27 protein-coding genes and 1 tRNA gene are annotated in these 26,395 nt (G+C 54.3%); 7 read left to right on the top strand and 21 right to left on the bottom strand.

Features of this window, described 5'->3' with window-relative positions; translation table 11 throughout:
• Window positions 1-2: 2 nt before the first annotated feature.
• Together OLX77_RS10450 and OLX77_RS10445 are read left to right on the top strand one after the other, a co-directional pair.
• The gene (locus OLX77_RS10450) at window positions 3-1,370 is read left to right on the top strand and encodes a sigma-54-dependent transcriptional regulator (protein ID WP_371877509.1); all 1,368 of its coding nucleotides are present in this window, start codon (window positions 3-5) and stop codon (window positions 1,368-1,370) included.
• Window positions 1,371-1,451: 81 nt separating this feature from the next.
• Complete coding sequence (locus OLX77_RS10445) at window positions 1,452-3,131, top strand: two-component system sensor histidine kinase NtrB (RefSeq protein WP_307633541.1); 1,680 nt, start codon at window positions 1,452-1,454, stop codon at window positions 3,129-3,131.
• A 50-nt stretch (window positions 3,132-3,181) separates the two neighbouring features.
• On the opposite strand, the gene OLX77_RS10440 is transcribed toward OLX77_RS10445, so the two are convergent.
• From OLX77_RS10440 to OLX77_RS10370, 15 genes are all read right to left on the bottom strand, one after another.
• Window positions 3,182-4,039 carry a cytochrome b N-terminal domain-containing protein gene (locus tag OLX77_RS10440; RefSeq protein WP_307633540.1) on the bottom strand — a complete coding sequence of 286 codons (858 nt, stop codon included), beginning with the start codon at window positions 4,037-4,039 and terminating at the stop codon, window positions 3,182-3,184.
• On the bottom strand, window positions 4,026-4,463 hold the full coding sequence (locus OLX77_RS10435) for a Rieske (2Fe-2S) protein (protein WP_307633539.1): 438 nt from the start codon (window positions 4,461-4,463) through the stop codon (window positions 4,026-4,028). Before OLX77_RS10435 ends, OLX77_RS10440 begins: the two co-directional genes overlap by 14 nt.
• An 81-nt stretch (window positions 4,464-4,544) precedes the next feature.
• Window positions 4,545-5,069, bottom strand: a complete 525-nt coding sequence (coaD, locus tag OLX77_RS10430) for a pantetheine-phosphate adenylyltransferase (RefSeq protein WP_307633538.1) — start codon at window positions 5,067-5,069, stop codon at window positions 4,545-4,547.
• On the bottom strand, window positions 5,062-5,646 hold the full coding sequence (gene rsmD / locus OLX77_RS10425; RefSeq protein WP_307633537.1) for a 16S rRNA (guanine(966)-N(2))-methyltransferase RsmD: 585 nt from the start codon (window positions 5,644-5,646) through the stop codon (window positions 5,062-5,064). The genes coaD and rsmD overlap by 8 nt, the downstream gene beginning before the upstream one ends.
• 2 nt (window positions 5,647-5,648) lie before the next feature.
• Window positions 5,649-6,677: an aspartate-semialdehyde dehydrogenase gene (locus tag OLX77_RS10420; protein WP_307633536.1), complete on the bottom strand. Its 1,029-nt coding sequence runs from the start codon at window positions 6,675-6,677 to the stop codon at window positions 5,649-5,651.
• A gap of 86 nt (window positions 6,678-6,763) precedes the next feature.
• Window positions 6,764-8,296: a 2-isopropylmalate synthase gene (locus OLX77_RS10415; protein ID WP_307633535.1), complete on the bottom strand. Its 1,533-nt coding sequence runs from the start codon at window positions 8,294-8,296 to the stop codon at window positions 6,764-6,766.
• A gap of 57 nt (window positions 8,297-8,353) precedes the next feature.
• Window positions 8,354-9,127, bottom strand: a complete 774-nt coding sequence (gene pssA / locus OLX77_RS10410; protein WP_307633534.1) for a CDP-diacylglycerol--serine O-phosphatidyltransferase — start codon at window positions 9,125-9,127, stop codon at window positions 8,354-8,356.
• 94 nt (window positions 9,128-9,221) lie between these two features.
• The gene (locus OLX77_RS10405) at window positions 9,222-9,866 is read right to left on the bottom strand and encodes a phosphatidylserine decarboxylase family protein (RefSeq protein ID WP_307633533.1); all 645 of its coding nucleotides are present in this window, start codon (window positions 9,864-9,866) and stop codon (window positions 9,222-9,224) included.
• 129 nt (window positions 9,867-9,995) lie between these two features.
• Window positions 9,996-10,478 (bottom strand): acetolactate synthase small subunit, encoded by a 483-nt coding sequence (gene ilvN, locus OLX77_RS10400; protein WP_307633532.1) that lies wholly within the window; start codon window positions 10,476-10,478, stop codon window positions 9,996-9,998.
• Window positions 10,479-10,606: 128 nt separating this feature from the next.
• A complete protein-coding gene (gene ilvB / locus OLX77_RS10395; RefSeq protein WP_307633531.1) occupies window positions 10,607-12,307 on the bottom strand; it encodes a biosynthetic-type acetolactate synthase large subunit in 1,701 nt (566 codons plus the stop codon).
• 222 nt (window positions 12,308-12,529) lie between these two features.
• Window positions 12,530-13,396, bottom strand: a complete 867-nt coding sequence (locus OLX77_RS10390; protein ID WP_307633530.1) for a 1,4-dihydroxy-6-naphtoate synthase — start codon at window positions 13,394-13,396, stop codon at window positions 12,530-12,532.
• A gap of 16 nt (window positions 13,397-13,412) precedes the next feature.
• Window positions 13,413-14,060, bottom strand: a complete 648-nt coding sequence (gene mqnB / locus OLX77_RS10385) for a futalosine hydrolase (protein WP_307633529.1) — start codon at window positions 14,058-14,060, stop codon at window positions 13,413-13,415.
• 75 nt (window positions 14,061-14,135) lie between these two features.
• The gene (gene panD, locus OLX77_RS10380; RefSeq protein ID WP_307633528.1) at window positions 14,136-14,525 is read right to left on the bottom strand and encodes an aspartate 1-decarboxylase; all 390 of its coding nucleotides are present in this window, start codon (window positions 14,523-14,525) and stop codon (window positions 14,136-14,138) included.
• Between the two features lie 10 nt (window positions 14,526-14,535).
• Window positions 14,536-15,384 carry a pantoate--beta-alanine ligase gene (panC, locus tag OLX77_RS10375; RefSeq protein WP_307633527.1) on the bottom strand — a complete coding sequence of 283 codons (849 nt, stop codon included), beginning with the start codon at window positions 15,382-15,384 and terminating at the stop codon, window positions 14,536-14,538.
• A 55-nt stretch (window positions 15,385-15,439) separates the two neighbouring features.
• The gene (locus OLX77_RS10370) at window positions 15,440-16,114 is read right to left on the bottom strand and encodes a YfgM family protein (RefSeq protein ID WP_307633526.1); all 675 of its coding nucleotides are present in this window, start codon (window positions 16,112-16,114) and stop codon (window positions 15,440-15,442) included.
• Window positions 16,115-16,319: 205 nt separating this feature from the next.
• Here OLX77_RS10370 and xseA point away from each other — a divergent pair, with 205 nt between their 5' ends.
• A complete protein-coding gene (gene xseA, locus OLX77_RS10365; protein WP_307633525.1) occupies window positions 16,320-17,651 on the top strand; it encodes an exodeoxyribonuclease VII large subunit in 1,332 nt (443 codons plus the stop codon).
• 78 nt (window positions 17,652-17,729) lie between these two features.
• On the opposite strand, the gene OLX77_RS10360 is transcribed toward xseA, so the two are convergent.
• The 5 genes from OLX77_RS10360 to OLX77_RS10340 all read right to left on the bottom strand — a co-directional run bounded on the left by OLX77_RS10360 (window position 17,730) and on the right by OLX77_RS10340 (window position 21,068).
• A tRNA-Pro gene (locus OLX77_RS10360) sits at window positions 17,730-17,806 on the bottom strand.
• A gap of 168 nt (window positions 17,807-17,974) precedes the next feature.
• The gene (locus tag OLX77_RS10355; RefSeq protein ID WP_307633524.1) at window positions 17,975-18,247 is read right to left on the bottom strand and encodes an HU family DNA-binding protein; all 273 of its coding nucleotides are present in this window, start codon (window positions 18,245-18,247) and stop codon (window positions 17,975-17,977) included.
• Window positions 18,248-18,451: 204 nt separating this feature from the next.
• The gene (gene larE / locus OLX77_RS10350; protein WP_307633523.1) at window positions 18,452-19,243 is read right to left on the bottom strand and encodes an ATP-dependent sacrificial sulfur transferase LarE; all 792 of its coding nucleotides are present in this window, start codon (window positions 19,241-19,243) and stop codon (window positions 18,452-18,454) included.
• Between the two features lie 11 nt (window positions 19,244-19,254).
• On the bottom strand, window positions 19,255-20,424 hold the full coding sequence (locus tag OLX77_RS10345; RefSeq protein ID WP_307633522.1) for a homocysteine biosynthesis protein: 1,170 nt from the start codon (window positions 20,422-20,424) through the stop codon (window positions 19,255-19,257).
• A gap of 44 nt (window positions 20,425-20,468) precedes the next feature.
• A complete protein-coding gene (locus OLX77_RS10340; RefSeq protein WP_307633521.1) occupies window positions 20,469-21,068 on the bottom strand; it encodes a CBS and ACT domain-containing protein in 600 nt (199 codons plus the stop codon).
• 341 nt (window positions 21,069-21,409) lie between these two features.
• Between OLX77_RS10340 and pheA the strand changes: the two genes are divergently transcribed.
• Window positions 21,410-22,495: a prephenate dehydratase gene (pheA, locus tag OLX77_RS10335; protein ID WP_307633520.1), complete on the top strand. Its 1,086-nt coding sequence runs from the start codon at window positions 21,410-21,412 to the stop codon at window positions 22,493-22,495.
• 47 nt (window positions 22,496-22,542) lie between these two features.
• On the opposite strand, the gene moaA is transcribed toward pheA, so the two are convergent.
• Window positions 22,543-23,628, bottom strand: coding sequence for a GTP 3',8-cyclase MoaA (gene moaA, locus OLX77_RS10330; RefSeq protein WP_307633519.1), 1,086 nt, complete (start codon window positions 23,626-23,628; stop codon window positions 22,543-22,545).
• 329 nt (window positions 23,629-23,957) lie between these two features.
• On the opposite strand from moaA, the gene tsaD reads away from it, so the two are divergent.
• The 3 genes from tsaD to rsmA are packed head-to-tail and all read left to right on the top strand — an operon-like array spanning window position 23,958 to window position 26,394.
• The gene (gene tsaD / locus OLX77_RS10325; RefSeq protein ID WP_371877508.1) at window positions 23,958-25,022 is read left to right on the top strand and encodes a tRNA (adenosine(37)-N6)-threonylcarbamoyltransferase complex transferase subunit TsaD; all 1,065 of its coding nucleotides are present in this window, start codon (window positions 23,958-23,960) and stop codon (window positions 25,020-25,022) included.
• Window positions 25,019-25,519 carry a DUF2062 domain-containing protein gene (locus OLX77_RS10320; RefSeq protein ID WP_307633517.1) on the top strand — a complete coding sequence of 167 codons (501 nt, stop codon included), beginning with the start codon at window positions 25,019-25,021 and terminating at the stop codon, window positions 25,517-25,519. The genes tsaD and OLX77_RS10320 overlap by 4 nt, the downstream gene beginning before the upstream one ends.
• Window positions 25,516-26,394, top strand: a complete 879-nt coding sequence (rsmA, locus tag OLX77_RS10315) for a 16S rRNA (adenine(1518)-N(6)/adenine(1519)-N(6))-dimethyltransferase RsmA (protein WP_307633516.1) — start codon at window positions 25,516-25,518, stop codon at window positions 26,392-26,394. Before OLX77_RS10320 ends, rsmA begins: the two co-directional genes overlap by 4 nt.
• The last annotated feature ends 1 nt before the right edge of the window (window position 26,395 follow it).

Genomic DNA, 26,395 nt, shown 5'->3' with positions numbered 1-26,395 from the left:
AAATAGCCAAGATACTTGTTGTTGACGATGAACCCAGTATGCGGGAGTTTCTCACCATCCTCCTGAACAAAAGCGGCTATGCAACCCGTGTTGCCGCCAGCGGGGCCGAGGCCCTGGGACTCCTTCAACAACACTCTTTCGACCTGATCATCTCAGACATCCGCATGCCGGATTTGAGCGGTCTCGCCCTCCTGGAAAACGTCAAGCAACAGGACCTCTCCATTCCGGTGGTGCTGATCACCGCCTACGCCTCACCGGAAGATGCGGTGCTGGCCATGAAAAACGGGGCCTACGACTACATTACCAAGCCGTTTAAGGTGGATGACATCCTCTCGGTTATCAAGGCAGCCCTTGGGAGCCGGCAGGAGAAACCTCCGGTCAAGGACCGAGATTCTTTCGCGGGCATCATCGGCAACAGCCCGGAGATGCTCAAAATTTATGACCTTGTCCAACGCATTGGCCCAACCCAGGCCAACGTCCTCATCTATGGCGAATCCGGAACCGGCAAAGAACTGGTGGCGCAGGCCATTCACCAACACAGCAAGGTTGCGGCGAACGCCTTTGTTCCCATCACCTGCAGCGCCATTCCGGAAAACCTTATCGAGTCCGAGTTGTTCGGCCATGCCAAGGGCTCCTTTACCGGAGCAATTGCCAATAAAATTGGGCTGTTCGAGCTGGCCAACAATGGCAGCGCCTTTCTTGATGAAATCGGCGAACTCGCTCCGCTTATCCAGACCAAACTTCTCAGGGTCCTGCAGGAACGGGAATTTAAAAAAGTCGGCGGCACCGAAACCATCAAGGTCAATGTCCGGATCATTTCTGCCACCAACAAAAATCTGGAAGAGGAGGTCATGGCCGGTCGCTTCCGGGAGGACCTCTTTTACCGTCTGGCCGTTGTCCCCATCCGCATGCCGCCGCTACGCGAAAGGAAGGGGGATGTGCCGCTTTTGGTCGACCATTTCCTGAAGAAATATTCCGCTCTTTTCGGCAAGGAGGTGCAACAGGTCTCGTCCTATGCCCTGAAGGTTCTTATGGACTATGATTTTCCGGGCAATGTCCGCGAGCTTGAGAATATCGTCGAGCGTGGGGTCGCCCTCGAATCTTCCAATATCATTCTGCCGGAAAGCCTTACCCTGTCGGGACACCGGCTTGGCCGCACCCTTGGCCCCGATCGAACCGAAGAAGGTGCCACCGAAACAACGGATCACGTAGCCTTTGACCTTGGGCTTGAGCAGTATGTCACCGATATTGAAAAAAATCTGATCAGAAAAGCGCTGTCCAGAACAAATAATTCCAGAATGAAAGCGGCCGATCTCCTCAAAATGAGCTTCCGTTCCTTCCGTTACAAAGCGAAGAAATATAACATCTGAGGCTTGCCCCATGTCGCCCAGGTCCAGAAAGATACAAAAAAGACAGGGATCTTTCCTTGCGCCCCTGCTTCAAAAGGCCATATGAGACTTTCCAGCTTCTGCCCGCATACCGGCTCCCCTGCCGCCAATGATCATCTCAAGAAACAGATCCAGTGGCTGCTGTTTTTCAGGGTGCTTTTTCTTTCCCTGATGCTGGGGATCAGCATCCTGCTGCAAACAAAAGCGCCGTCCATCTTTCTTCCGCCCTTACATTATATTGCCTATTTCATTGCCGGGCTGTACCTCTTCACCATTCTTTCCGCGCTGGTTGTCCGGATAATCCACTGCTATTCCCGCTTCGGTTATCTGCAGATCACCCTTGACACCCTCCTGGTGACACTTCTCGTTTTTTCCACCGGCGGCAGTCAGTCTGTTTTCACCGTGGTGTATTTTTTCCCCATTGTCATGGGGGCCTTTATGCTTTTTCGGCGAGGCAGTCTTCTCTTTGCCTCCCTCAGCACTTTGCTTTTCGGGACTCTTCTTTTGGTAGAGTATGGCGGATATGCCTCACGCTTTGTCCCCTCCTACTCTGGGCAACTGGCCAATTTCCAGATGCTCCTCCACTATTTCACCATTTACAGCCTCACCTTTTTTCTGGTTGCCATCTTAAGCTCCATGCTCTCAACCAGACTGCAAAAAACAGAAGCGGAACTGTTTCAGACCGCAAGCGACTATGACCGCCTTTCTTTTCTCTACAAGCAGATCTTTGATGACATCAATACCGGCATTATTACCGTCGATGCCGAAAACAGGGTGACATCCTTCAACCGTGCGGCAGAACTCATAACCGGTTACAGAGCCGACGAAATCATCGCCCGGGAATTAGCCCAAGCGTTTCCGGGGATGAAAACGAACCTGCTTCAGGATGAACGACGCCACATGGCCACCATTCCACGCAAAAGCGGAGAATCGATCCCGGTGGGATATTCCTGCTCCCGGCTTACCGCCCATGACGACAAAGAAAACGGAAACGTATATACTCTGCAGGATTTGAGTCAGATAAAAAAGATGGAGGCCCAGGTACAACAGGCCGAAAAGATGGCAACCATCGGGGAAATGGCCGCTGGTATTGCCCATGAACTCAGAAACCCCTTGGCCGCAATCTCAGGGGCGGTACAGCTTTTGGACAGGGAAGCCCGAGAGACCTCCATCAACAAGCGGCTGTTCAGCATCATCATGCGGGAATCAGACAGACTCGATGCAACAATTAATGAATTTCTCCTCTTCTCCAAGCCGGTGAACCCGGAAAAAGAATGGTTTTCTCTCCGGGCTCTGGCACTGGAGGCTGTGGAGACCCTGGGACAAGACTCAGACTGGAACCCGGCCCTGACCATTGAGCTGCAGATCACACCGGAACTTGAATGCTGGGGTGACCCACAGCTGGTCAGACAGGTGCTTCTCAATCTGATCACAAATGGCGCCAATGCCTGCCGGAATATTGAGCAAGGCAGGATTGTCCTCCGGGCAGAAGAAACCAGCGCCGGGGAGCAAGAGGAAGCACAAGAAGGGGCTATTGTCTTCGAGATCTCCGACAACGGCCACGGCATCCCGCAAAGTATCCGGGAAAGAATATTCGAACCTTTTTTTACAACCCGGGAAACAGGGACAGGGCTGGGGTTAGCCATTGTCCATCAGATCGTGCACAGTCATGGCGGCGAAATCTCTGTGCGCGATTGCCTACCGCAGGGCACGGTTTTTTCCGTCCGCCTCCCCCTCCCCTAAAAAATCGAAAAAATTATCCATCTTCCATCTCAACTTATTTTGCATTTTCGCTATCGCAACGCCGCGATTATGGACAGAAGAAGATAGAGGAAGAACCAAGCCGCCATGAAGAGCAACGCTCGCCGTCGGCCTGGATTCTCGGTGCCGACGCAGACCAGGGCAACAACCACGGTACTCGGGATGATAACCCCGGCCCAAAAGGGCTGGACATATCGCAGCAGCTCTTGCAGGCCGAGAAGAAACCATGGCCCCTGGATATGAAACAGTCCGAGTCGGGCTGGCTCCATGGGTGCAGCCAGAAAGAGGCTCAGCAACAGGGTACCGAACAGCAAGAGAGGGTGCTGGCCAAGACCAACCCGGTAGCGGCGCAGATGATCCCAGCAACAGACGCCCCAGACAAGGCCCAGGCCGATGAGATGATTGGCGTAAACACGCTTCATTCCTTCAGCCTCAATGGAAAAAAGTAACGAGTTCAGCGTCGTACCCAGAAGGGGAATCGAGAGGGTAATATTTTCAGCAATGACGCCCGCAGCCTCACCGGTTGCATCCGCCCTTAGGACATAGCCGGTAAAGAGCAGCAACAGCGAGGCAGGGACGGAACCGATCAGGAGAAGCCATTTACTAAAACGCAGCTGCTGATCGCTCCTTGCCAGGATAACCGCAGCCAGATGGCAGAGGGAAAAAAGAAAAAACAACTGACTGGAATAAAAATGACAGGCCCGGAAGAATTGGCCAAAAGGCGCCAAGAGATCAAGGGCACTGGCGGAAAAAAATGGCGTTGCGGGGTCGTACTGCAGGGCTACCACCATCCCGGATAAGACCGAGAGATAGAGGGAAACAAGGCTTTTCGCCCCCCATTTCGTCTCAATGATAAAGGTGCGGATGCGCATACCCTTAATAGGTAACAAGGTACCCTTTCCCGTCCTTGTCCTCCCGTACCGTAGCGACCTGAAAACGGGGAAGATCTTTTTTGGCAGGTCCGCTGATCCGAACCCCATCCTTGCTGAAGCGGCTATGATGACAGGGACAGACGAGAAGTCCTTCCTTTTCCTGAAAATTGAGCCGACAACCCAAATGGGTGCATTTTCTCGACACAGCCCACGGCCCGCTTTCCCCGACAAACAGGACAAAGTCATGCTCCAGCACAAACCCGCCCACCGGCACGATCTTATGCACTTTCACGATTCGCGGCTGCTTGGGAGTCCGGTAGCCAAGAAAGCGAAACAAGGGATACACAAGCATCCCCCCTGCGGCCCAACGCAACCATGACCAGGAACCGGCAAGAAACATCCGTCGGGAGAAGGGCTCATTTTCTTGCGGCGCATCAGCCATGCGACAAAACCACCCTGAGCTGAAGCAGCGTTTGTGCCTTACAAACGGATCTCCCCTCCCGGCCAATACCCCCTCCGGCAATCATGGCTGGAGGTACCGCGCCCGCAGTTTCTCGCAGACATGGTCCGGCACCAGGCCGCTTACATCCCCGCCATGTCGTGCCGCGTCCTTGATGATGCTGGAGCTGATAAAGATCCAGCGGAAGCCGGTCATCAAAAAAACCGTTTCCACCTCCCGCTCAATCCTCCGGTTCATCAAGGCCAACTGGAACTCATAATCAAAATCAGACACAGCCCGCAAACCGCGAATGATTGCTTTGGCTCCGCGTTTGTAAGCAAAATCCACGAGGAGCCCAGAGACATCCACCACCTCGACCCGGGTTTCTTTGCCGGAAAAACAATCCTCAATCATCTTTTTTCTTTCGGCCAGGGAGAAAAGCGGCTGCTTGCCCGGATTGCTCGCGACAGCAATGATAACCCGATCAAACAGAGTCAGCCCCCGGTGAATAATATCGAGATGGCCATTGGTTATGGGATCAAAGGTGCCGGGATACACGGCGACGGATTCGGATGTGGCTTCAGAGACAAACGGCTCATAGTCAGTCATTGCTCCCTGCCTCCGTGTGGTGGTAAAGCCAAAAACCCGCCTCTCCGTAACGGCGGCGGTCGAAACAAGTAAGAACCCCCAAGGTTTGAGGGTATTGCGCTTCCGCCGCGTCTTCGAGCACAACAATCGCCTTGGCGCCAAGAAAAGATCCGGCCGCCAGACACTCAAGGACGCGCAGAGCCAGGATACTCCCATAGGGAGGGTCAAGAAAAACCAGATCAAAGCCATTGACCGGCTGCTTTGCGGCCAAAAAATCAAGCCCCCTGCCCAGATCTCGCTGCAAAACCGTAGCACGGTCAGTAAAAGCGCAGAGCGCTACATTGCGCTCAATAAGCTCGGTCACCGAGCGCTGACCATCGACAAAAAGAGCCAGCAGAGCCCCCCGGCTCAAGGCTTCCAGGCCGAGGGCTCCGGTGCCGGCAAAAAGATCCAAAACCCGGGCACCGACAACCTTGGCCGCCAAAATACTAAAAATCGCTTCCCTTGCCCTGTCGGAGGTGGGCCGAATCAAAGCGCCAAATCGCGGGCCCGGCGCAAGCAGCTTGCGCCCACGGGCGCTGCCGCTGATGATCCGCACAATTACAGGTAATCCCGAATAAGAACCTCGGCGATCTGCACCGCGTTGAGCGCAGCTCCCTTGAGGATATTGTCGGACACCACCCAGAGGTTGATCCCGTTGGCGATGGATTCATCCTCGCGAATCCGGCCAACCATGGTCTCGAATTTCCCTGCACAATCAATGGCCATGGGATACTGGCCCAGGGTCGGTTCATCAACCAACTGCACACCTGGAGCATTCTTCAGCAGAGCTTTAACCTCAGCGGCGGTGATCTTCTTCTCGGTCTCAATGTTGACCGATTCGGAATGACCGTAAAAAACCGGGACCCGCACCGTGGTGGCGGTGACCCCGATGGTCGGGTCTTCAAACATCTTGCGGGTTTCGTTGACCATCTTCATCTCTTCCTTGGTGTATCCGTTATCAAGGAAGCTGTCGATCTGCGGCAGGCAGTTGAAGGCGATCTGGTGGGGGTAGACGGCATGGGTCATGGGCTTGCCCGCCGCATAGTCGAGAATCTGCTGATTGAGCTCGTCAATGGCCTTGGCACCGGTCCCGGATACCGCCTGATAGGTGGAAACCACGATGCGCTTGATCCGCACCTTGTCGTGGATGGGCTTCAACGCCACCAGCATCTGGATGGTGGAACAGTTCGGGTTGGCAATGATCCCCCGCCTTTTATACTGGGCAATGGCATGGGAATTGACCTCGGGAACCACCAAGGGGATTTCCGGGTCCATGCGGTAGGCGCTGGAGTTGTCGACAACTACCGCCCCTGCCGCTGCGGCAGCTGGGGCAAAATCGAAGGAACGGGTTGCGCCCGCTGAAAAAAGTGCGATATCGATCCCGACAAAAGCGTCCTTGCTCAGGAGCTGAACAGGGATCTCCTTGCCCTTGAAGTTGATAATTTTCCCCACGGAGCGCTCCGAGGCAAGCAACCGCAGTTCGTCCAAGGGAAAATCCCTCCGTGCCAGGACATCGAGCATGGCCCCACCAACAGCCCCAGTAGCGCCGGCAATAGCAACATTGAATTTCTTTTTCGTAGCAGTCATTGTCGAAAATTCCTTACAGACAGCAGCCGAGCATTACCCGGCAATTGTATAAAATATCAGCAGGCTGGCAACACAACACTGTCGCGTTAGCAGCCCTGCCGCATGGTTTCGCGTTTCAAAAAGACCAACCGGTTCAAGCCATTGAGATATGCCTTGGCTGCGGCGGTGATGATATCCGGATCCGCTCCCTGCCCTACGACAACCTTGCCTTCGTCTTCGATCCGGACAAGGACCTCGCCCTGGGCATCGGTCCCGCCGGTGATTGAACTGACCGAAAAATAGAGGAGCTTGCTCTTGGTCTGGGTCAGCTCGGCAATGGCCCGAAAACAGGCATCGATGGGACCGATCCCGATACAGGCCTTCTCTTGCTCCTTCCCGTCGATAAGCAAACGCACCGCCGCAGTGGGCAGGCTCTTGTTGCCGCTCATCGCCCCGAGATGCACCAGAGAGAAGGTTTCGGTGATCCGCAGCACCTCGTCCATGAGGATGGCTTCCAGATCCTCGTCAAACATCTCCTTCTTGACGTCGGCCACCTCCTTGAAGCGGGCAAAGACCCGATCCAATTCATCGTCCTTGAGGGTGTATCCCATGGCCGCAATCCGATCCTTCAAGGCATGCCGGCCGGAATGTTTCCCCAAGACAATGTTGCCGGTGGAAATACCGACATCGGCCGGATTCATGATCTCGTAGGTGGTCCGCTCCTTGAGCACCCCGTCCTGATGGATCCCGGATTCATGGGCAAAGGCGTTGGCTCCGACAATGGCCTTGTTGGCCTGTACCGACATCCCGGTGATGGTGCTGACCAAACGGCTCGTGGGGTAGATGTGCTCGGTGACGATGTCGGTATGCACCAGCATCTGGTCGGCCCGGGTACGGACAACCATGACCAGCTCTTCCATCGCCGTATTACCGGCCCGTTCCCCAAGACCATTGATGGTCGACTCAACCTGCCTGGCCCCATGGTTGATAGCAGCCAGGGAATTGGCCACGGCCAGGCCAAGATCATTATGGCAATGGACGCTGAGGACAGCCTTGTGAATATTGGGGATGTTCTCGATAAGATACGCGATCTTGCGGCCAAATTCATCGGGCAAGGCATAGCCGGTCGTATCCGGAAAGTTCAGGGTGGTAGCGCCGGCATCGATCACCGCAGCAAAAACCTTGCAGACAAAATCAAGGTCACTACGCGAGGCATCCTCGGCGGAAAATTCCACATTGCTCGTATATTTTGCGGCATGCCGAACCGAAGCCACAGCCAATTCAAGCACCTGATCCCGGTTCATCTTCAGCTTGTGCTGCAGATGGATGTCCGAGGTAGCCAAAAAGGTGTGGATCCGAGGATTTTCACCAGCTTTAAGTGCCTCCCAGGCCCGATCAATATCCTTGACGTTGCATCGGGCAAGAGCCGCAATCTGCGCACCGCGGACATGCTCGGCGATGTTGCGCACACACTCGAAGTCTCCGGGCGAGGCCACGGGAAAACCCGCTTCAATCACGTCGACCTTCAGCTTGACCAACTGCTGGGCCAAGCGGAATTTCTCCTGCATATTCATGCTTGCGCCGGGCGACTGCTCGCCATCACGCAAGGTGGTATCAAAAATAATTATTTTTTCCGACATCGTATCTTCACTCCTCTCTGCCTAGGCAGCACAAGAAGAATGCCACCCCGGCCAAGCTTATCGCGAATTTTCCTGCTCTTCCACCGCAGGCTTCCTGCCCTTCACCACCAAACGGTACCCCGCCGCCAGCGGTCCGGATAGTACATAGGACGCCCCGAGAACAAAAAGGGTAACCTGCGGTTCGGTAGCCAGCACCATGATAAGAACCACCAGCCCAACCAGAACCTGAAATTTTTTGGCCCGATCGGTTTCCGCATGCTTGAAGCTCTGATATTTCACGGAACTGACCATGAGATAGGAAAGACCGTAGACGGTTCCCAGGACAATAAAATTCCGCAAGGTGCCGCTGATCTCAAAAAAAGTACAAAACATAACGGCGGCGGCAATCATCCCGCCTGCGGCAGGACACGGCAGACCGGTGAATTCGTTTTTGGTCGAAGAGGTGTCCTGGGAATTGAACCGGGCGAGACGCAAAGCGGTGGTCGCCACGTAAAGAAAGGCGGCCAACCAGCCATAACGCCCATAGGGACGTAACACCCATTCATAGGCCAACAAAGCCGGAGCAACGCCAAAGGCAACCAGATCGCAAAGGGAGTCATACTCCATGCCGAACTTACTGGTCGTACCGGTAAGTCGAGCCACCCTGCCGTCCAGGCCATCAAAAACCGCGGAAATAATAATTGCAACGGCGGCATGGAAAAACTGCCCGTTGATTGCCGCAACTATGGCATAGAATCCGCTAAAAAGACTGGCCGTGGTAATGACGCTCGGCAACAGGCAGATTTTGCCCTTTGCGGAGATTCCATCTTCGGCCTTACGGTGCGTGTTCATGTGCTGCTCCTTCCTCTCGTGTTTGCAAACAGCGCAATGTTCATACTCTTATCCCGGCTAGTATATTGAAAAAATACTTTTCTGCATAGGAGTATCAAGGAAGATAGCCGAGAACCGTCTCCCCGGCCCTTACTTTCTGGCCGAGCGAGACTTCCAGTTGAATCTGTTGGGGAAGATAAAGATCAACCCTGGAACCGAAACGAATCAGGCCAAAACGCTCTCCGCGCATCAATCTGTCCCCCTTCCCGGCCCAACAGACAATACGCCGGGCAATAAGACCAGCCACCTGCACCACCGCGATCTTCCGATTGCTTCTTGTTTCAATGGTTAGGGCGCAGGCCTCGTTTTCCAAGGCTCCACGTTCGGTATTGGCCGAAAAAAACATCCCCGGGAAATACTGCACCTGCGTCACGGTGCCCGGACAAGGGGACCTGTTGACATGCACATTGAAAACATTCATGAAGATGCTCACCTTGTACACATGCTCTTTGACGAATTTATCGTCAAAGACCTTCTCGATGAGGATGACCTTGCCGTCTGCCGGCGAAACCAGTACATCCTCATCCTCCGGGGTTATCCGTTCCGGATCCCGAAAAAAGTAGAGCACAAAAGCTGTAACGAACAGGGCAAAGAGCGCACTGCAGTCATAATCCAGAATGGCAAGGACCAAGGTCGTCAAGGCCGCAAAACCGATAAACGGGTATCCTTCCAGGGCCACAGGAACTTGTGGTTTTTTCATGCGTTTCCGGTCTCATTGCAAAATGATTTTCTTGAGGACCGAATTGTTTCGGCCCATATAAAAATGAACTGACAGACCGTAGTAACAGTCTGCCAGTTCATCTGCGAACCCTGTTCTGCCAGAAAACGATTACGACTTATGCGCCCGAGTCATGGCAATGGTCCCGGAACGGACAATCTCCTGGATGCCAATGGGCCGCAGGATATCAATCACCGCCTGGAGCTTGCTTGCCTTGCCGGTAATTTCCACCACGTAGCTCTTGGGTCCGACATCAATAACCTTACCGCGGAAGATATCGACTATCCGAAGAACCTCGGCCCTGGTGTGCGCCTCGGCCTTTACCCGGATCAGGGCCATCTCGCGCTCCACATTATCATGCTCACACATATCGGTGACCTTGATAATATCGATGAGCTTGTGCAGCTGCTTGGTGATCTGCTCAATGATGGTATCCTCACCGGAGGTCACCAGGGTCAGACATGAGACATCCGGCTCAAGGGTCTGGGCCACGGAGAGGCTTTCGATATTGAAGCCCCGGCCACTGAAAAGACCAGTCACTCGGGACAAAACTCCGGGTTTATTTTGCAAGAGTACGGAAATGGTATGTTTCATCGCGCTATCCTTATTAAGCCGTTGTAAGCAAATAAGATGGCCAGTTGCATAACCGAAACGGCAGCAGTGTCAACGGCGTAAAGAGCCGTAACGAAATGGCCATAATAATCATGTGTTCGTAACGGCTCCTAAACCAACAGCATCTCTGTTGTGGCCTTACCGGCAGGAACCATGGGGTAGACACCTTCTTCCCTGGCAATAACGAAATCCATGAACACAGTATTCTTAGTCTTCAAGGCCTCCTTGATAACCGGCTCGACATCACTGGGCTTCAACGCCCGCAAGCCCACCGCACCATAGGCCTCAGCCACCTTGACAAAATCCGGGGCAACTTCCATAACCGTGGAGGAATACTGCTTGTTATAAAACAGCTCCTGCCACTGGCGAACCATACCCAGGTAACCATTATTCAAGATGGCGACCTTGACCGGCAATTTTTCCTGCCTGCAGGTGGCCAGCTCCTGGATGTTCATCTGGATAGAGCCATCGCCGGCAATGTCGATAACAACCTTGTCCGGTGCGGCCATCTGGGCGCCGATTGCCGCAGGGAAGCCATAGCCCATGACCCCAAGGCCACCTGAGGTGGCCCACTGGCGGGGCTTGTTGAAATGATAGAACTGGGCGGTCCACATCTGGTGCTGGCCGACCTCGGTGGTGATGATTGCATCGCCACCGGTCAATTCATGGAGCTTCTGAATAACAAACTGGGGCTTGATGATATCGGTTTCTTCAATATAGCCCAGAGGATGCTTGTTTTTCCACTCCCGAATCTGCTCATGCCATGGACGGTTCTTTTCCACGCATTCCTCGACGTTAAACTCCTTGCTCCGGCCAAACCAGGCATTGATCGCGTCAAGTGCATGTTTGCAATCGGCCACGATGGGAATATCCACCCGGACATTCTTGCTGATGGAGGAAGGATCGATATCAATATGAATGATCTGGGCGTGGGGGGCAAAGGCGTCAACCCGACCGGTCACCCGGTCATCAAAACGCGCACCCACCGCAATCAACAAATCACAGTTGGCCACGGCCATGTTGGCAAAGTAGGTTCCATGCATGCCCAGCATACCCATGGACAACGGATCCGTTCCCGGAAAACCGCCCAGCCCCATGAGGGTCATGGTGACCGGGATGTTCAACTTTCTGGCAAGCTCGGTCAGCTCCTCATTGGAGTCGGAGAGAATAACCCCGCCACCTGCGTAGATCACCGGTTTTTTGGCCTTGAGCATTGCCTGGCAGGCCTTCTCAATCTGACCGGGATGCGGCTCGTAGGTGGGCTTATAGGTCCGCATACTGATGGGTTTCAGCTCGGGATAGGTGATCCGGGTGGCCAGGACATCCTTGGGCAGATCAACCAGCACGGGACCCGGACGACCGGTATTGGCAAGATGGAAAGCCTCCCGAATAATCGGAATCAACTCCTCGGCGTCTTTGACCAGATAGTTATGCTTGGTGATCGGACGGGTAATCCCGACAATATCCACCTCCTGGAAGGCATCGTTGCCAATCAGCTTGGTCGGCACCTGCCCGGTAAAAACAACGAGGGGGATGGAGTCCAGATAGGCCGAGGCAATGCCGGTAACCGCATTGGTGGCACCGGGACCGGAGGTCACCAGGGCAACCCCCACGCTTCCCTTAATCCGCCCGTAGGCATCGGCGGCATGGACCGCGGCCTGCTCGTGCCGGGTCAAAACATGATGAATGTTATCATTTTTCATCAACTCGTCGTAGACATCAATGAGTGCCCCGCCGGGATAGCCGAAGATAAGATCGACTCCATGTTCTTCCAGACACTTGAGGAATGCCTGTGCTCCTGTGAGTTTCATGCTGTATTCCTTACCTTTAAATTCAACGCATCCACCGATGAAGATCGGTTTCTAAACCAGAAATATACCATGCCTAGCCATGCATAGGCCAAGACCTTATAAAACAGGGAATTTTGAAATATATTCTGAATATCATTCTTGTCAAGCACGTTTCTGGCATAAGACCGAAAGAGCGCAACAAAAAGAAAATTCTCCAGACAATTTCCCGGCAAGATACCGGCGTTATAATTCTTTACTGGTTAAGGACAATCCGGGAAAATCTCGCGGAAAAACCCCGAGTTGTCTCCCGCGCTCCAGAAACTCCCGCACCGCACCAACCCCCTCTCCTCCCAGATCAAGAGAAAAAGGATTCACATAGAGCCCGATATGATTCTTGATGACCTTGTCGTCAAGCTCTTGGGCGTGTTTCCGGATATAGCCCATGGACGCCTCCGGGCTGGCAAAGGCGGAAGAAACACTGGCGCGGATACACCGATCAATGGCCTGGATTTTCTCCTTCCCCAAGGAGCGCTTTGCCACGATGCCGCCCAACGGGATCGGAAAACCGGTCGCCCGTTCCCACCAGGCACCAAGATCCTGGAGCAAGAGCAACCCATGTGCCTGAAAGGTGAAACGGCTCTCGTGGATAATCACGCCGGCATCGACCTCGCCGGCAACAATGGCGGGCATGATCTCGTCAAAGCGCATCACTTTGGTCTGCAGAGGAACAGGGGAATACATCTGCAGCAACATGGCCGCCGTGGTGTATGCCCCCGGAATGGCAATGGTCAGACGGGCCAACTCGCCTGGAGAAAAATTTTTCCCCGCCACCAACAATGGCCCGCAGCCTCGGCCAAGAGCACTGCCGGCCATGAGCAGGACATATTGGGCCAGGACATGCCCCAAGGCTTGAAAGGAAAGCTTGGTTACATCAAGCCGGCCGGCAAGTGCCCACCCATTCAAGGTTTCGACATCGGCAAGGATCGGGTCGGCAAAGTGCAGGGAGTCGCCGCACACCTGGCCATGCACCAGGGCATTGAAGATAAAGGTATCGTTGGGGCAGGGAGAAAAGCCCAGGCTGAGCGGGATTGTATCTGCAAGAAATGACACGGATTTTCCGCCTGGTTCAAATGGGGACGAGATGATCGACAAGCAGAGAAACGGCCTGCCCACATTTTTGCATCGCTTCACCAAGCTGCCAGTTAGCAGGATTGCGCGCTTCCACCATATTGCTGATGCAGCGCACCTCAAGACAGGGGATAGCAAACTCCGCACATACCCTGGCCACTGCCCCCCCTTCCATGTTCTCGCAAAGACCGTTATGGGCAGCGTGCAACATGGCGCCACGCCTGGCCGTTGCGGTTGCCCCGTTTACCGTAACGAAGGCGCCCTGCTTACAGTCGTAGTTGTGGTTGTCGAGAATTTCCCCGGCCTGGGCAAGATACTCCGGAACCAACGGAAACACGGCCCTCGGTGCCAATTGCCCCTCAAAGAAGGCAATGCTTTCTTCATAACAGATCCCGAAATCCCCCAGAACCTCGCTCTCGGCCAGACAGAGATCAAGCAACCCTGCACCGGAACCTTCATAGGCTCCAGCCACGCCGAAATTAAGCACCAGGGAGACCTTCTCCTCAGCCTCGCACAGCCGCCGGGTGAGCCGGACCGCTGTTTCCAGCGGCCCCACCCCCGTAACAAAAAGGGCATGGGGCTGGCCGGTCGTTTTCCCGACCAGGGGCAAGGCTTCCATCTCTGTGGCGGCAACAAGAAGAATCATGGACATCTAGCGGAAAAGAAATTACCCAGACCGGCAACACGGGAAGGCACAGCGAAACAGCAGTCAAGGGGAAGACTACCCACGATACGGATGTTGCGCCTCTTCAACATGCATCACCGTCTTGATCTGGTTGCCCTTGTCGAGCACCACAATCCTCGGCTTGTATCCGGCCAACTCCTCCGGCGCATATAAGGCATAACTGACAATGATAATCAGATCGCCGGCCAGCCCCTTGCGGGCCGCCGCACCGTTTAAGCCAATCATCCCGCTGCCGGCCTTGCCCTCAATCACATAGGTATCAAATCGCTCGCCGTTGTTGATATTATAGATATTCACCCGCTCAAAAGGGGACAGGCCAACGGCATCCATCAGATTCCGGTCAATGGAAAGGCTGCCCTCGTAGTTGAGATCGGCCTCAATCACCGTGGCGCGGTGAATCTTGGATTTTAACATGTATTGCAGCATTGTCGTTCTCTCAGTATTCTTCAAAAAGGTTATCGTTGTCGATCAAGCGGGTCGCGCCGACCGTTATGGCCATGGCCAACACCGCCCCATTCTGCAATACGGCTTGCGGCCGCAAAGTCGCCTGGTCAACAAGGCTCACATACTCTATGGTCACGGGTTCCTGCTGCAACACCCACTCAACCTCCCGCAGGAGGACCTCTGCCTCAACAAGCCCGTCCCGCACCCGTCTGCGCGCATGTGCTATGGCCCGTGAAAGGCATAAGGCCGCCTGTCGCTCCGGGCCGGAAAGATAGGTGTTCCGAGAGCTCATGGCAAGGCCGTCGGGTTCCCGGACAATGGGATGCCCGATGATCTCCACATCCCAGTTGAGATCCGCCACCATCCTCGCAATCACCGCAAGCTGCTGAAAATCCTTTCTGCCAAACACAGCGCAATGCGGCTTGATGAGGTGAAAAAGCTTGGCGACCACGGTGGTCACCCCGGCAAAATGCCCCGGACGACTCGCCCCACACAACCCGTCCGTTAAGCCGGAGACAATCACGCGGGTACTGGCCTCCTCCGGATACATCTCCCGGGGCTCAGGGGCAAAAAGCACATCCACCCCTTCACCCGCCGCAAGCTGGCAATCCCGCGAAAAATCACGGGGATATCTGGACAGATCTTCGTTGGCCCCAAACTGAATCGGGTTGACAAACAGGCTCACCACCGTGCGGCCGGCGTTCTCTTTGGCCTTGCGCATCAGAGACAAATGCCCCTCATGGAAAAACCCCATGGTGGGCACCAGGCCGATGGTCTGACCTCCAGCAAGAACCTGATTGGCCCAGGCCGTCATCTCGGCAGGGGTGCGGATAATCTCCATGACTCGATCTCTACCGTCTCAACCTTTCCCGGCTTATCCTACACGGGGCCAAAAGCTACAGGCGGTCCAGCTTGGCCTGCACCTTTTCCTTGACCGCAGGAGATACCCCTTCCTCGGCAACCACCTTGCCATACATCTCTTTTGCCCTGGGCAGATCTTTTTGCAGCTCATAGATCCTCCCCATGGCCAGATCGGCCTCTCCGGCAAAACCCTTGCTTTCTGCCAACCGTTGATAGGCGGCAAGCGCCTCGGGCAAAACATTTTTATTTTCATAGGCCTGGGCCAGATTCAGCTGCACCAAGGGATACAACGGACTTGACTTACCAAGGTCATCACGAACCCCGAGATACACCTTGATTGCCTCATCATACTGCTGCGCATCAAAGGCCATATGCCCCATCTCAACCTTTGCCCACAGAGCGGCACCGGTCCGCCCGTACTCGTCGAGCACCTTTTGCAAAAGCACTTTGCGCTGTGCAGGCTCCCCTTGGCTAATGGCCTCAGACAACAAAACGGCAGCGCGATCATTTTGCTTGGCAAGGTAGTAACCCAAAGAGGACCAACCGATAATTGCCAGCGCGCAACACACCAGAGCGATGATCAGGTTCCGCTTGTTGTTGCGAATAAACACGATCGCCTTGTGGGGCAGGTTGAGTTCTTCGAGCAAGCCATGTTTCTGTAAGGGCTTGTTCAATATCTCTTGTTGCAAATAAGTATTCTCTTCAGACATGCCTCAACCCCTCGCCGTTACGTTGCTCACGCTTTTTTTCTGGAAACTACAAAAATTCTTGCCAATATACCTTTTCCGCCCAAAAAAAGCATCCGTCATTTTATGGAGCTTCTCGCTCCTTCTCTTCAGATGTGCAGGCGACGGGCAACAAACAAAATACTTGTCCCTGGCATATCGACCATGCTAGGAAGTGAACATGCACTCCATGCCCAGAGATCAGATCCAAACCGTCAGCGAACTCACCCAATCGATCCGTGGGGTGCTTGAGGTTTCTTTCCCCTTTGTCACCGTGGCCGGCGAGATCTCCAACCTGCGCTGTCCTTACTCAGGGCACCTCTATTTCACCCTCAAGGATGAAACGGCCCAGATAAAAGCAGTCCTCTTCAAACCCCAGCAGCGCTATCTCGCCTGCACCCCGACCGACGGCATGGAGGTGGTCTGCCGGGGTCGCATCTCGCTCTATGAAGCCCGCGGCGAATACCAGCTTATTGTGGATGTTCTGGCGACAAAAGGCGCGGGAGCATTACAGCTTGCCTTCGATCTGCTCAAGCGCAAGTTGGCGGAGGAAGGTCTTTTTGCTGCGGAGCGGAAACGGACCCTCCCCCTGCTGCCGGAAAAAATTGCCCTTATCACCTCGCCAAGCGGGGCCGCGGTGCATGATTTTCTCACCATGGCCCAAAAAAGATGCGGGGCGATCCCCATTGAGATCTTCCCGGTCCGGGTCCAGGGCGCCGGGGCCATGGACGATATCATCGAGGCCATCACCTTATGCAACCAACGGGGGGAAAACGATGTAATCGTGCTCTGCCGAGGCGGCGGCTCCCTGGAAGACCTGTGGACCTTTAACGAGGAAAAACTGGCCCGAGCCATTGGTGATTCACGCATTCCGATTGTCTCGGCAATCGGCCATGAGGTTGATTTCACCATTGCCGACCTGGTTGCCGATTTCCGGGCCCCCACCCCGACGGCCGCCGCAGAAGCAGTTCTCCCCAGCCGCATCCAGTTGTCCGCCCATCTGCATCAACTCCGCATCCGGCTGGCAAAAACGGTCATGGACAGGCTTGCTTTCTTCCGCCGCACCATTGAGGACCAGAAAAAAATCCTGGGCGACCCCACCACCCTCCTTGACCAGTTCCGCCTGACAACGGACCACGCCCTGACCTCACTGCAATTCGCCTTTTCCAGCACCATCCATCGACGCCAGCTGGCTCTTGCCAGAGTCAGCCAAATCCTTGCCCGCCATAACCCGCAACAACGGTTGGCATATCAGCACCAATGGGTCCATGAACTGCACCGACGCTTGATTTTGGCCATGGTTCGCCAACTGGAGCGCAAACGCGCTGCCTTCGGCAAAAACGCGGGCCTCCTGCACGCCATAAGTCCGCTAGCGGTTCTGGGCAGAGGATACAGTATTGTTCAGCGGAAAAACGGAGAGGTCATTCGAAGCGGCGCGGAGGTGCATCTGGGGGAAACTATCAATATTACCCTTGCCCGGGGCGGGATTGACTGCGAAGTAACAAAAATATTGCCCGAATGATTCTGCCCGTAACAGAGCGACAAACCCAGACAAAAAAAAACGGCTTACAGATAATTCTGCAAACCGTTGCGCTATTACTGGTCGGGATGAGAGGATTCGAACCTCCGACCCCGTGCTCCCGAAGCACGTGCTCTACCAGGCTGAGCCACATCCCGACATTATAAGTATCTCACCAGTTTCTCGCCGGTGGTGCCGACGGAAAAATTGTGGACCATATGTACCCAGAGTTTGTTGAGGCGTCAACAAAAAAGAAGGCAGGGTCTCCTTTCTCAAGGAGTCCCTGCCTTGTCTGTTACACAGATACAACGATTGATGAATTCAGTTTACTTTACTGATTCAGCAAGCTTGCTGCCGGGCTTAAAACGAGCAACCTTCCTAGCCTTAATGGTGATGGCCTTTCCGGTCTGAGGATTGCGGCCCTGACGGGCAGCCCTCTTGGTCACAGAAAATGTGCCAAAGCCGACCAAGGTTACCTTGTCGCCCTTTTTCAAAGCGGTGGTAACTGCTGCCAGCATGCCACCAAGGGTTTTCTCAGCTGCAGCTTTGCTGATACCGCCAGCCTTTGCCATGTTCTCGACTAATTCACTTTTGTTCATTCCTCTCCTTCCTCCTCGTGAATTTAGAGATTCTCTGCCTTCTACAAGCACCGTATTCAGTTGCCTTAGGGGCGATTTAAACTTACGTGTGCTGATTGTCAAACAAAAAAAAGCGTCTGTCAAACAAAAAATGCGATGAACAAAGAAAAAAACGGGCTATCGAGACATTTTTTCCTGCTGATCTCAGCAGGAAAATCGGCCCATTCAATCCGGCCGCCCTTGTTGATTAATCGAAACCTTATGCAGTCCCAGCGACAAAAAATCTCTTTTAATTCCTGAATATACGCACTTATCTTCAATTCCAGGCAAGTCTTTTTTTAAAACAAAAATAGTCGCAGTATCCCCTGAAAGGCGCACCCGCACACCCATAAACCCTTTTCTTTGCAACACCGCCTCACACTGGGCCACCAATAAAATTTTTTCCCTGCTCAGGGGCTCCCCTTGCGATATTCTGGTTGCCAGGCATGAAGAGGCAGGGGCATCCCAGGTTGAGAGAGACAATTCTCGACTGAGCAACCGAATTTCTTTTTTGCTAAAACCAAGATCAGCCAAAGGAGTCTGCACGCTCAATTCAACAACTGCCTGTAAACCAGGACGGTCTTGGTCGAGATCGTCATGATTGGTACCATCAAACAGAGCGCTAGCCACAGGAAAGGACGGATCGACCAAGAAGGTTTGATAGATTTTTTTCTTGCAGTGATAACAGCGGTCGTCTCCATTGGCCACAAAATCCGGCCAAGTCAGGGGCTTGATCGGGATGGGGTGAAAAACGCACCCTTGCTCCTGAATAACGCGTTCAACCCGCTCTGTCTCCAGGTAAGGCAACAGCTCAGAAGTAGCATGGAAGGCATGAACCAACGAGGGTCCTAAGGTTGCACAGGCCGCATGCAGGAGAAAAGTACTGTCAACCCCACCGGAAAAGGCGATCGCGACCTTCTTGTGTTGCGAAAACAGCTTTTGCAGCTCCCGGTACTTGCCGGGAAGAGAACTTTCCACCCTGCCTGCAATTACTCTGAAGGCAAGGTCTGGATGGGTTTTTCGAGTAAAAACTTTCCGCTTGTAATCCAGCCCTTAAGGGTCTCGGCAATTTCCCGAGCCCGGACCATGCTGGAAAGGGGGGCCGTGGGAACCATCTTGCCGTTCACCTCAATCTGGCCGCTTTTGAGCTGCGCATAGCTGACCTCGCCATAGTTGCGCGCCACGCCATGGGAATAGTCGTAGGAGTAATCAACAATCTGGGTAAAGATCTCGGCATCGGAGACCCCGGTGTAAGCGGCCATCTCCTCGTTGAGGATCGGGATCGGTATCCCGATCCCCACGGCCATGGTGCTTCCGTAGCCCTGCATGCTCACGCCCTTGAGCCAGCGAGCAGACATCTGCTTCAGGTCGCCCTGCACCATCAAGGTACCGGCCGCTCTTCGGGTGGTGCCATTTTCCGAACGAAGGGCTTTCGGGTTATGCTGACTGCCATGCCAGGTCACATAACCGACGCCGCCACCGAGAAAGATCCTCGTCCCCAACCCAATGGTCTTATAATATGGATCGTTCAGCAACGGGCTCAACTCGCCGGCGCTGCAATACGTCGCATTTTTCACCTGGGGTTTCAGGGTGCCCATGTAACAATAGACGGTCCGGTCGGAAAGATTGATCGCACAGTTATAATTCTGGTAACAGTTGCGGGGATTCACCAAAAGGGCATAGGGCAAATCGGCAAGCGTCACCTCTTTCTCTATATTTTTATTGGGATAACAGTCGGTCCCGTAGCCAACAGCCTTCAGCAACACCTTTTTCCCAGCCACCAGATCTTCAAGCACATGTCCGCCGCCATAGAGGAATTCACCGGGGAAAACCTTGTTCAAGGGATCATCCTCAGTGGGTTCGGTCGCCCCGATATAAACATCAACTGCGGCAATCCCGGCATAGGCGGGAACATTGTTCAGCCAAACCTTGAGCGCCTTGGTGGTTGGATTGGAGTGGCCGAAATTAATAAAGGCGCCGGAAGAACACATGGGAGAGAAGGTGCCGGTGGTGACCACATCCACCTTTCTGGCCGCCTCAACCGGACCATGCTTTTTGACAATGCCGACCATCTCTTCGGCGGTGACCACCACAGCCTGCCCCGCCTTGATTTTGGCATTAATTTCTTCGTATGTTTTCTGGACCTTAAACTCGCTCATACAACCCGCTCCTTCATGGGAAACAATCAGACGATGGCAAAAAGTTAATCCACCACCGAAACAACTTTGTGACCGGCTTCTTCCAGGGCGTCAATCGCCTTGTCCAACTCACCCTTCTCCAGCCTGAAGCAATATAATTTCCGCCGGGAAGAATGACTTTCAGTTGCCACGCTGATTATCTCACACCCGTGTGCTTTAATGATTCTCGTTACATCCTCGACCCCGCCAACCTTGCCGACCAGAACATCCAGCCGCGAGGAATCCCGTAACAAACCCATCATGTTGATGAAGGCCGAGAGCAAATCAATGGCGGTGATGATCCCCACCAGTTTTTTCTTGTCAAGAACCGGCAAGCCGCCGATCTTGTAATCGTGAATGAGGCGGGCAGCCTTTTCAATGCTGGCATTGAGGTTGACGGTAATGGGATTCAGCACCATCACCTCGTGGACATAGATGTCCTTTTCCTGCGAGGGAAAAGAATACTGGCGCAAATCGCTTTCCGTTATAAAGCCGAGCAGCTGATCATCCTCCACCACCGGCAGATGGCGGATGGAATGTTTTTTCATCAACGCCCCCGCCTCTTGCAGCAAGGTTTTTTTGCCGATGGTGATCAGGTCTTTTTGCATGCAATTTTTAACTTTCATGATCCATCCGGCCCGGGAAGCAATTGTTCGTATTTCTCACTCAAACTGAGGCGATATGGGTTGCGGTTCCTGCAAAGACAAGAAAATAATACTAACAAGTTTATACATGATCCACCAAGAGAAGCAAACAGATAATCCCCATCCCTGGCGACTTTCCAGAAAGCAAACCGGCCCCTGGCGAGGGGGGAGAACTTTTCCCTTTTATTTTTCACTGGATACGATTAAGAAAGTCACTGTACCCAGGGCTATTGACTGATGAAAGCACCATGGCCTTGCTCCGGTATGAAACATTAACCAAACTTCTTAGACAAACACGGCTCGCAAAAACCAGCACGCTCATTATGAAAAACAAGAAAGACCTCACCCTGGCCGATGTCCGCCAGCAGATCGATGCCATCGACAGCCAGTTTTTGGAGCTTCTCAAAAACCGGCTGCTCTGCGCCAAAAAAATCGGCGAACTCAAGGACCAGAACAACAAGGCCAAATGGGATCCCTTGCGGGAACGTCAGATCTTTGAACGGTTGCTGGCGGAAAACAACGGGATCTTTCCCGAGCAGCCCCTGCTGAGCATCTTTCACGAAATCATCACCACCTGCCGGCTCTCGCAAAAAAAGGCAGAAGTCGCGTATCTTGGCCCGGAAGCGACCTTTTCCCATCTGGCTGGAGTGAAATACTTCGGACACGCCGCCAAGTATCTCCCCATGGAAACCATTGAGGATATCTTTGACGAGGTAGAACGGGGCAGAACCCAATACGGCATTGTCCCGGTGGAAAACTCCATCGAAGGCGCAGTCACCTCGACCCTGGACTCCTTTATCAAGTACAATGTCAAGATCTGCGGGGAATTGAACCTCGGCATCATCCACAATCTGGTCAACAAGTCCGGAAATCTGGAGGACATCAAGCTGGTGGTTTCCCACCCGCAACCCATTGCCCAGTGTCGGCAATGGCTGAAAAAACATCTGCCCAACGTCACGATCAAGGATGTTTTCAGCACAAGCGTCGCGGCAAAAATGGCGGCGGAAGACCCAACGGTGGCAGCGATCGCCAGCTCACTGGCCATTACCACCTACCAGTTACAGAGTGTGGTGAAAGGAATCGAGGATTACCGGGGGAACACCACCCGTTTTCTGCTCATCGGCAAGGAGTCGCCCTCAAGAAGCGGCAAGGACAAGACCTCTCTGCTGGTCAGTCTCCTGGACCGACCGGGCGCCCTGAATGATGCCTTGAGCATCCTGGCCCAACGCTCCATCAACCTGACCCGGATCGAGTCCCGTCCGGTCAAGGATGAACCCGGGCGCTATCTATTCTTCATCGACCTGCTGGGGCATATCGAGGAGAAGATTGTCCGGGATGGCTGTGAAAAACTGAAGGAAATCTGCTCGTATTTCGAATGGCTGGGGTCCTACCCCCGGGTGGGAGAGTAAGCCGGGCAACGCCTTACTCTGCGCACCATTTTCTTTAAGCCTCGTCTTTATCCCCCGATCCGCGACATCTGCCCGTGGCAGCTCCCCCCGCCGTCCGGCGAAATGGTATGCCCCTTCGGCTTATTCAGAATAGCCGCGACAATAAGCTCCCTGATCTCTGCATCGCTTGCCGCGCTGCGCAGGCTTTCCCGAAGATCGGTCTCCTGGTCGGACAAGAGACAGGAACGCAGCCTGCCTTCCGAGGTGAGCCGCAAGCGGTTGCACCGGTCGCAGAAATGATGGCTGATGGGACTGATAAAACCGACACTGCCGACAGCCCCTGGTAACCGGAAAATACGGGCAGGGCCGTCCATACGCTTCGCCTCCACCGGCGCAAGCACCCCCAAGGGCTTGAGGAGTTCCATGATTCCCTGGGAGCTGATGTATTTCTCTTTATCCCAGAGAGACGACCCGCCAATGGGCATGAACTCGATAAAACGAATCTGTAGCGGCTCCGTGAGGGTCATCCTGGCAAAGTCAATGAACTCGTCATCGTTTACCCCCTTCAGGGCAACGATATTCAATTTGATCGGCGAAAAGCCAAGCTCTCTGGCCTTAGTGATCCCGGCCCAAACCCGAGCAAAGGCATCAACCCCGGTAATCTGATGAAAACGCTCCGGGCGCAGGGTATCAAGACTGATATTCAGCTTGCTGATCCCGGCGGCTTGCAAGGCCTCGGCATGGTCGGCCAATAAAACGCCGTTGGTGGTAAGGCGGATATCCGTAAGCCCCGGAATCTCGGCCAACGCCTTGATAAAGGGGAGCACCTCCCGCCGGACCAAGGGTTCGCCGCCGGTCAAGCGAACCTTTTCAATGCCAAGGGAAACGGCCAGACGCACAACCCGGAGAATCTCCTCGTAACGCAGCAACTCCTCGTTTGCCAACTTGATCTGCCCTTCCTGCGGCGTACAGTACTGACAACGGAGATTACAGTGGTCGGTGAGGGAGATCCGCAAATAACTGATAGAACGGGCAAACATGTCCGTCAGTCGCTCTCCCCGGGGTTGCGAGGAAAGAGTCTCTTCAGCCAGGGGCCCAGGGGTTGCTGCTTGCTTCACTGCATATTGTCCGTGGTTGGTTGTCATGCTCGTCATGGGTAATATCTTAAATAAGGCCGGCGGTAAACGGAAACGATCCCTGGCCGGGAGTCCGAACTCGTCTGTCCGGGGGCAATCTTCTGCGCCGCCTGCATCAATTTTTGATTTTTTCCGACTTTCCTGCTACATAATGGAGTACGTAAGACTACGATGCCTGGGAGCATTCGTCAATCGTCATTTTGCAACTTTCACGCCCACTTTTAAAATTTAGGAGCCATTGCGGAATAATTATTGTTTTTTTTACCATTCCGTTACGACTTCTTATGCCGTTCTTGCCACTGAAGTGGCAATTTCTCTTCCAACGGCTTACCAGGGAAACACGATTCATGCTCATCCTCGGCATTGAAAGCTCCTGCGATGAAACTGCCGCCGCAGTTCTTCGCGACGGCCACACCCTGTTGAGCAATGTCATCAACTCCCAGATCGCGGTCCATAGCCCATACGGAGGCGTGGTGCCGGAGCTTGCCTCCCGGAATCATCTGGAAAACATCTATCCGGTGGTGGCGGCGGCCCTCAGCCAAGCAGGGGTAACGCTTGACGACCTTGACGGCCTGGCGGTCACCCAGGGGCCTGGGCTTGTCGGCTCACTACTCATCGGTCTCTCCTTCGCCAAAGCCATTTCCGCCGTCAAAGGCATCCCCTATGTGGGGGTTGACCATATTGTCGGGCACCTCCTCTCTCCTTTTCTGGAGAAAGAACAGCCGGAATTCCCCTATATCGCCTTGGTCGCTTCCGGAGGACATTCCAGTATTTTCCTGGTCCAGGACCACACCACCATCCAGACCCTGGGAAGAACCCGTGACGATGCGGCAGGCGAGGCCTTTGACAAGGTGGGCAAGATTCTTGGCCTCCAATACCCGGGCGGCCCGGTTATCAGCCGCCTGGCCGAGCAAGGAAACCCTGCGGCGATCCCCTTCCCCCGCGCCTGGCTTGGACCGGACAGTCTCGATTTCAGCTTCAGCGGCCTGAAAACCTCGGTGGCAAACTATGTCCACCAGCACCAGCAAAAAGACGAACCGGTCAACATCCCCGATGTCTGCGCTTCTTTTCAGGAGGCCGTGGTGGAGGTCCTGTGCAAAAAAGCGCTCAAGGCCGCACAAAGCCACGGGATATCCACCGTCGTCCTGGCCGGAGGAGTGGCGGCCAATTCCAGGTTGCGCTCCGTACTGCAAACCCTTGGCGCCGAACGAAGCATCAAGATTTTCATGCCCTCCCTGGAGCTCTGTACGGATAATGCCGCGATGATCGCCCTGGCGGGCTTTTATCATTTTGCCGAAAAAGCCACGACCTCCTTTGAGACCGATGCCTATTCCCGCTCGCCTGTTCTCCATCCAGGCCCAGTTCCTGGTGCAACTTCGCCCATTGCCCAGCAGGTCCCCTCAGAGCCATGAAGCCGAGCCGCGCCGCAAAATACTATTACCTGAAATTTCTCCGTTTACAGGGAGACCCGCACTCCCTGGCGCTGGGCGTATCCATTGGCCTTTTTGTCGGCACTACCCCGACCCTTCCCCTGCACACCGCGCTCATCATCATCCTTGCCTGGCCCCTTAGGGGCAACATCCTTGCTGCCCTTATTGCCGCGACAGCGATCAGCAACCCCCTTACCTGGCTGCCACAATATTATTTCTCCTGGCGGCTTGGAAGCTGGTTGCTTCCCGGACTGCTTTCCTGGGAGCGGATACAAACCCTTTTGGCCCTGTTTACCTCCGGGGCGGGCTTCAGACAAACCCTCAGCCTCCTCAAACAACTGGGCCTTGAAGCTACGGCGGTCATGCTTTTGGGTGGCGTTTTGATGGCAATCCCGGTTGCCTGCGGCGGGTATATTCTTTCCTTCAAATTCTTCAGTACGCTCCGCAAGAAGCGGCTGGAAAAACATATTCTGACATGAGCGCCATGACCAACGATCTGCCCATAAAAAAAATCCTCTCCGAGCACCAGCTGGCCCCCAGTAAAAAACTGGGGCAAAATTTCCTGGTCCACCGACAAACTGCGGAGCGCATTGTCGAGCTTTCCGGCGTTACCCCGGACGATTCGGTCCTGGAGCTTGGGGTTGGCCTGGGCTCCCTGACCCTCCCCCTGTCCGAACGGGTCAAGGAGGTCATCGGACTGGAACTCGATGCCGGGATCATTGCCTACCACCGCGAGCAGCAGGATCTGCCCGCCAACGTCACCCTCATCCACCAGGATCTTCTCAAGGCCGATTTTCCTGGGCTTGCGGCACAGACCAATGGCCCGCTGAAAATCCTGGCCAATCTTCCGTATTCCATCTCCAACCTGCTGCTGTTTAAACTCATTGAGAACTACGAATCCCTCGATTTTGCGGTCCTCATGTTGCAAAAAGAGGTAGGGCAACGGCTTACCGCAGCGGTGGGCACCAAGGAATACGGGGTTCTTTCCGTACTCCTTGCCGGTTGCGCCTCGGTGAAAATCATCATGCAGGTTGGCCCAGGCAATTTTCACCCGCGCCCCAAGGTCGACTCGGTGGTGGTGCGGATCACCTTTCAGCCTGTGCCCACCAGGGTGGCACAGCTCCCTCCCCATGACCGGAAACTGCTCCGGCGCATCGTCAATGCCGCCTTTGGGCAAAGAAGAAAGACCCTGCGCAACTCCCTGAGTGCGGGGATGATCAACGGCTTGTCGCGGGAACAGGTATCTACCCTGCTCAGCCAATCTGGGATCAATCCGGAAACTCGCGCCGAACGGCTGACCATTGAGGATTTTGTCCGCCTGACCAACAGTGTGGCCGACTGCTCACCAAGCTGAT

This window comes from Thiovibrio frasassiensis (assembly GCF_029607905.1).
GTDB lineage: Bacteria > Desulfobacterota > Desulfobulbia > Desulfobulbales > Desulfurivibrionaceae > Thiovibrio > Thiovibrio frasassiensis.
The sequence above is the reverse complement of the archived record's forward strand: the minus strand, read 5'-3'. Positions and strand labels throughout refer to the sequence as shown.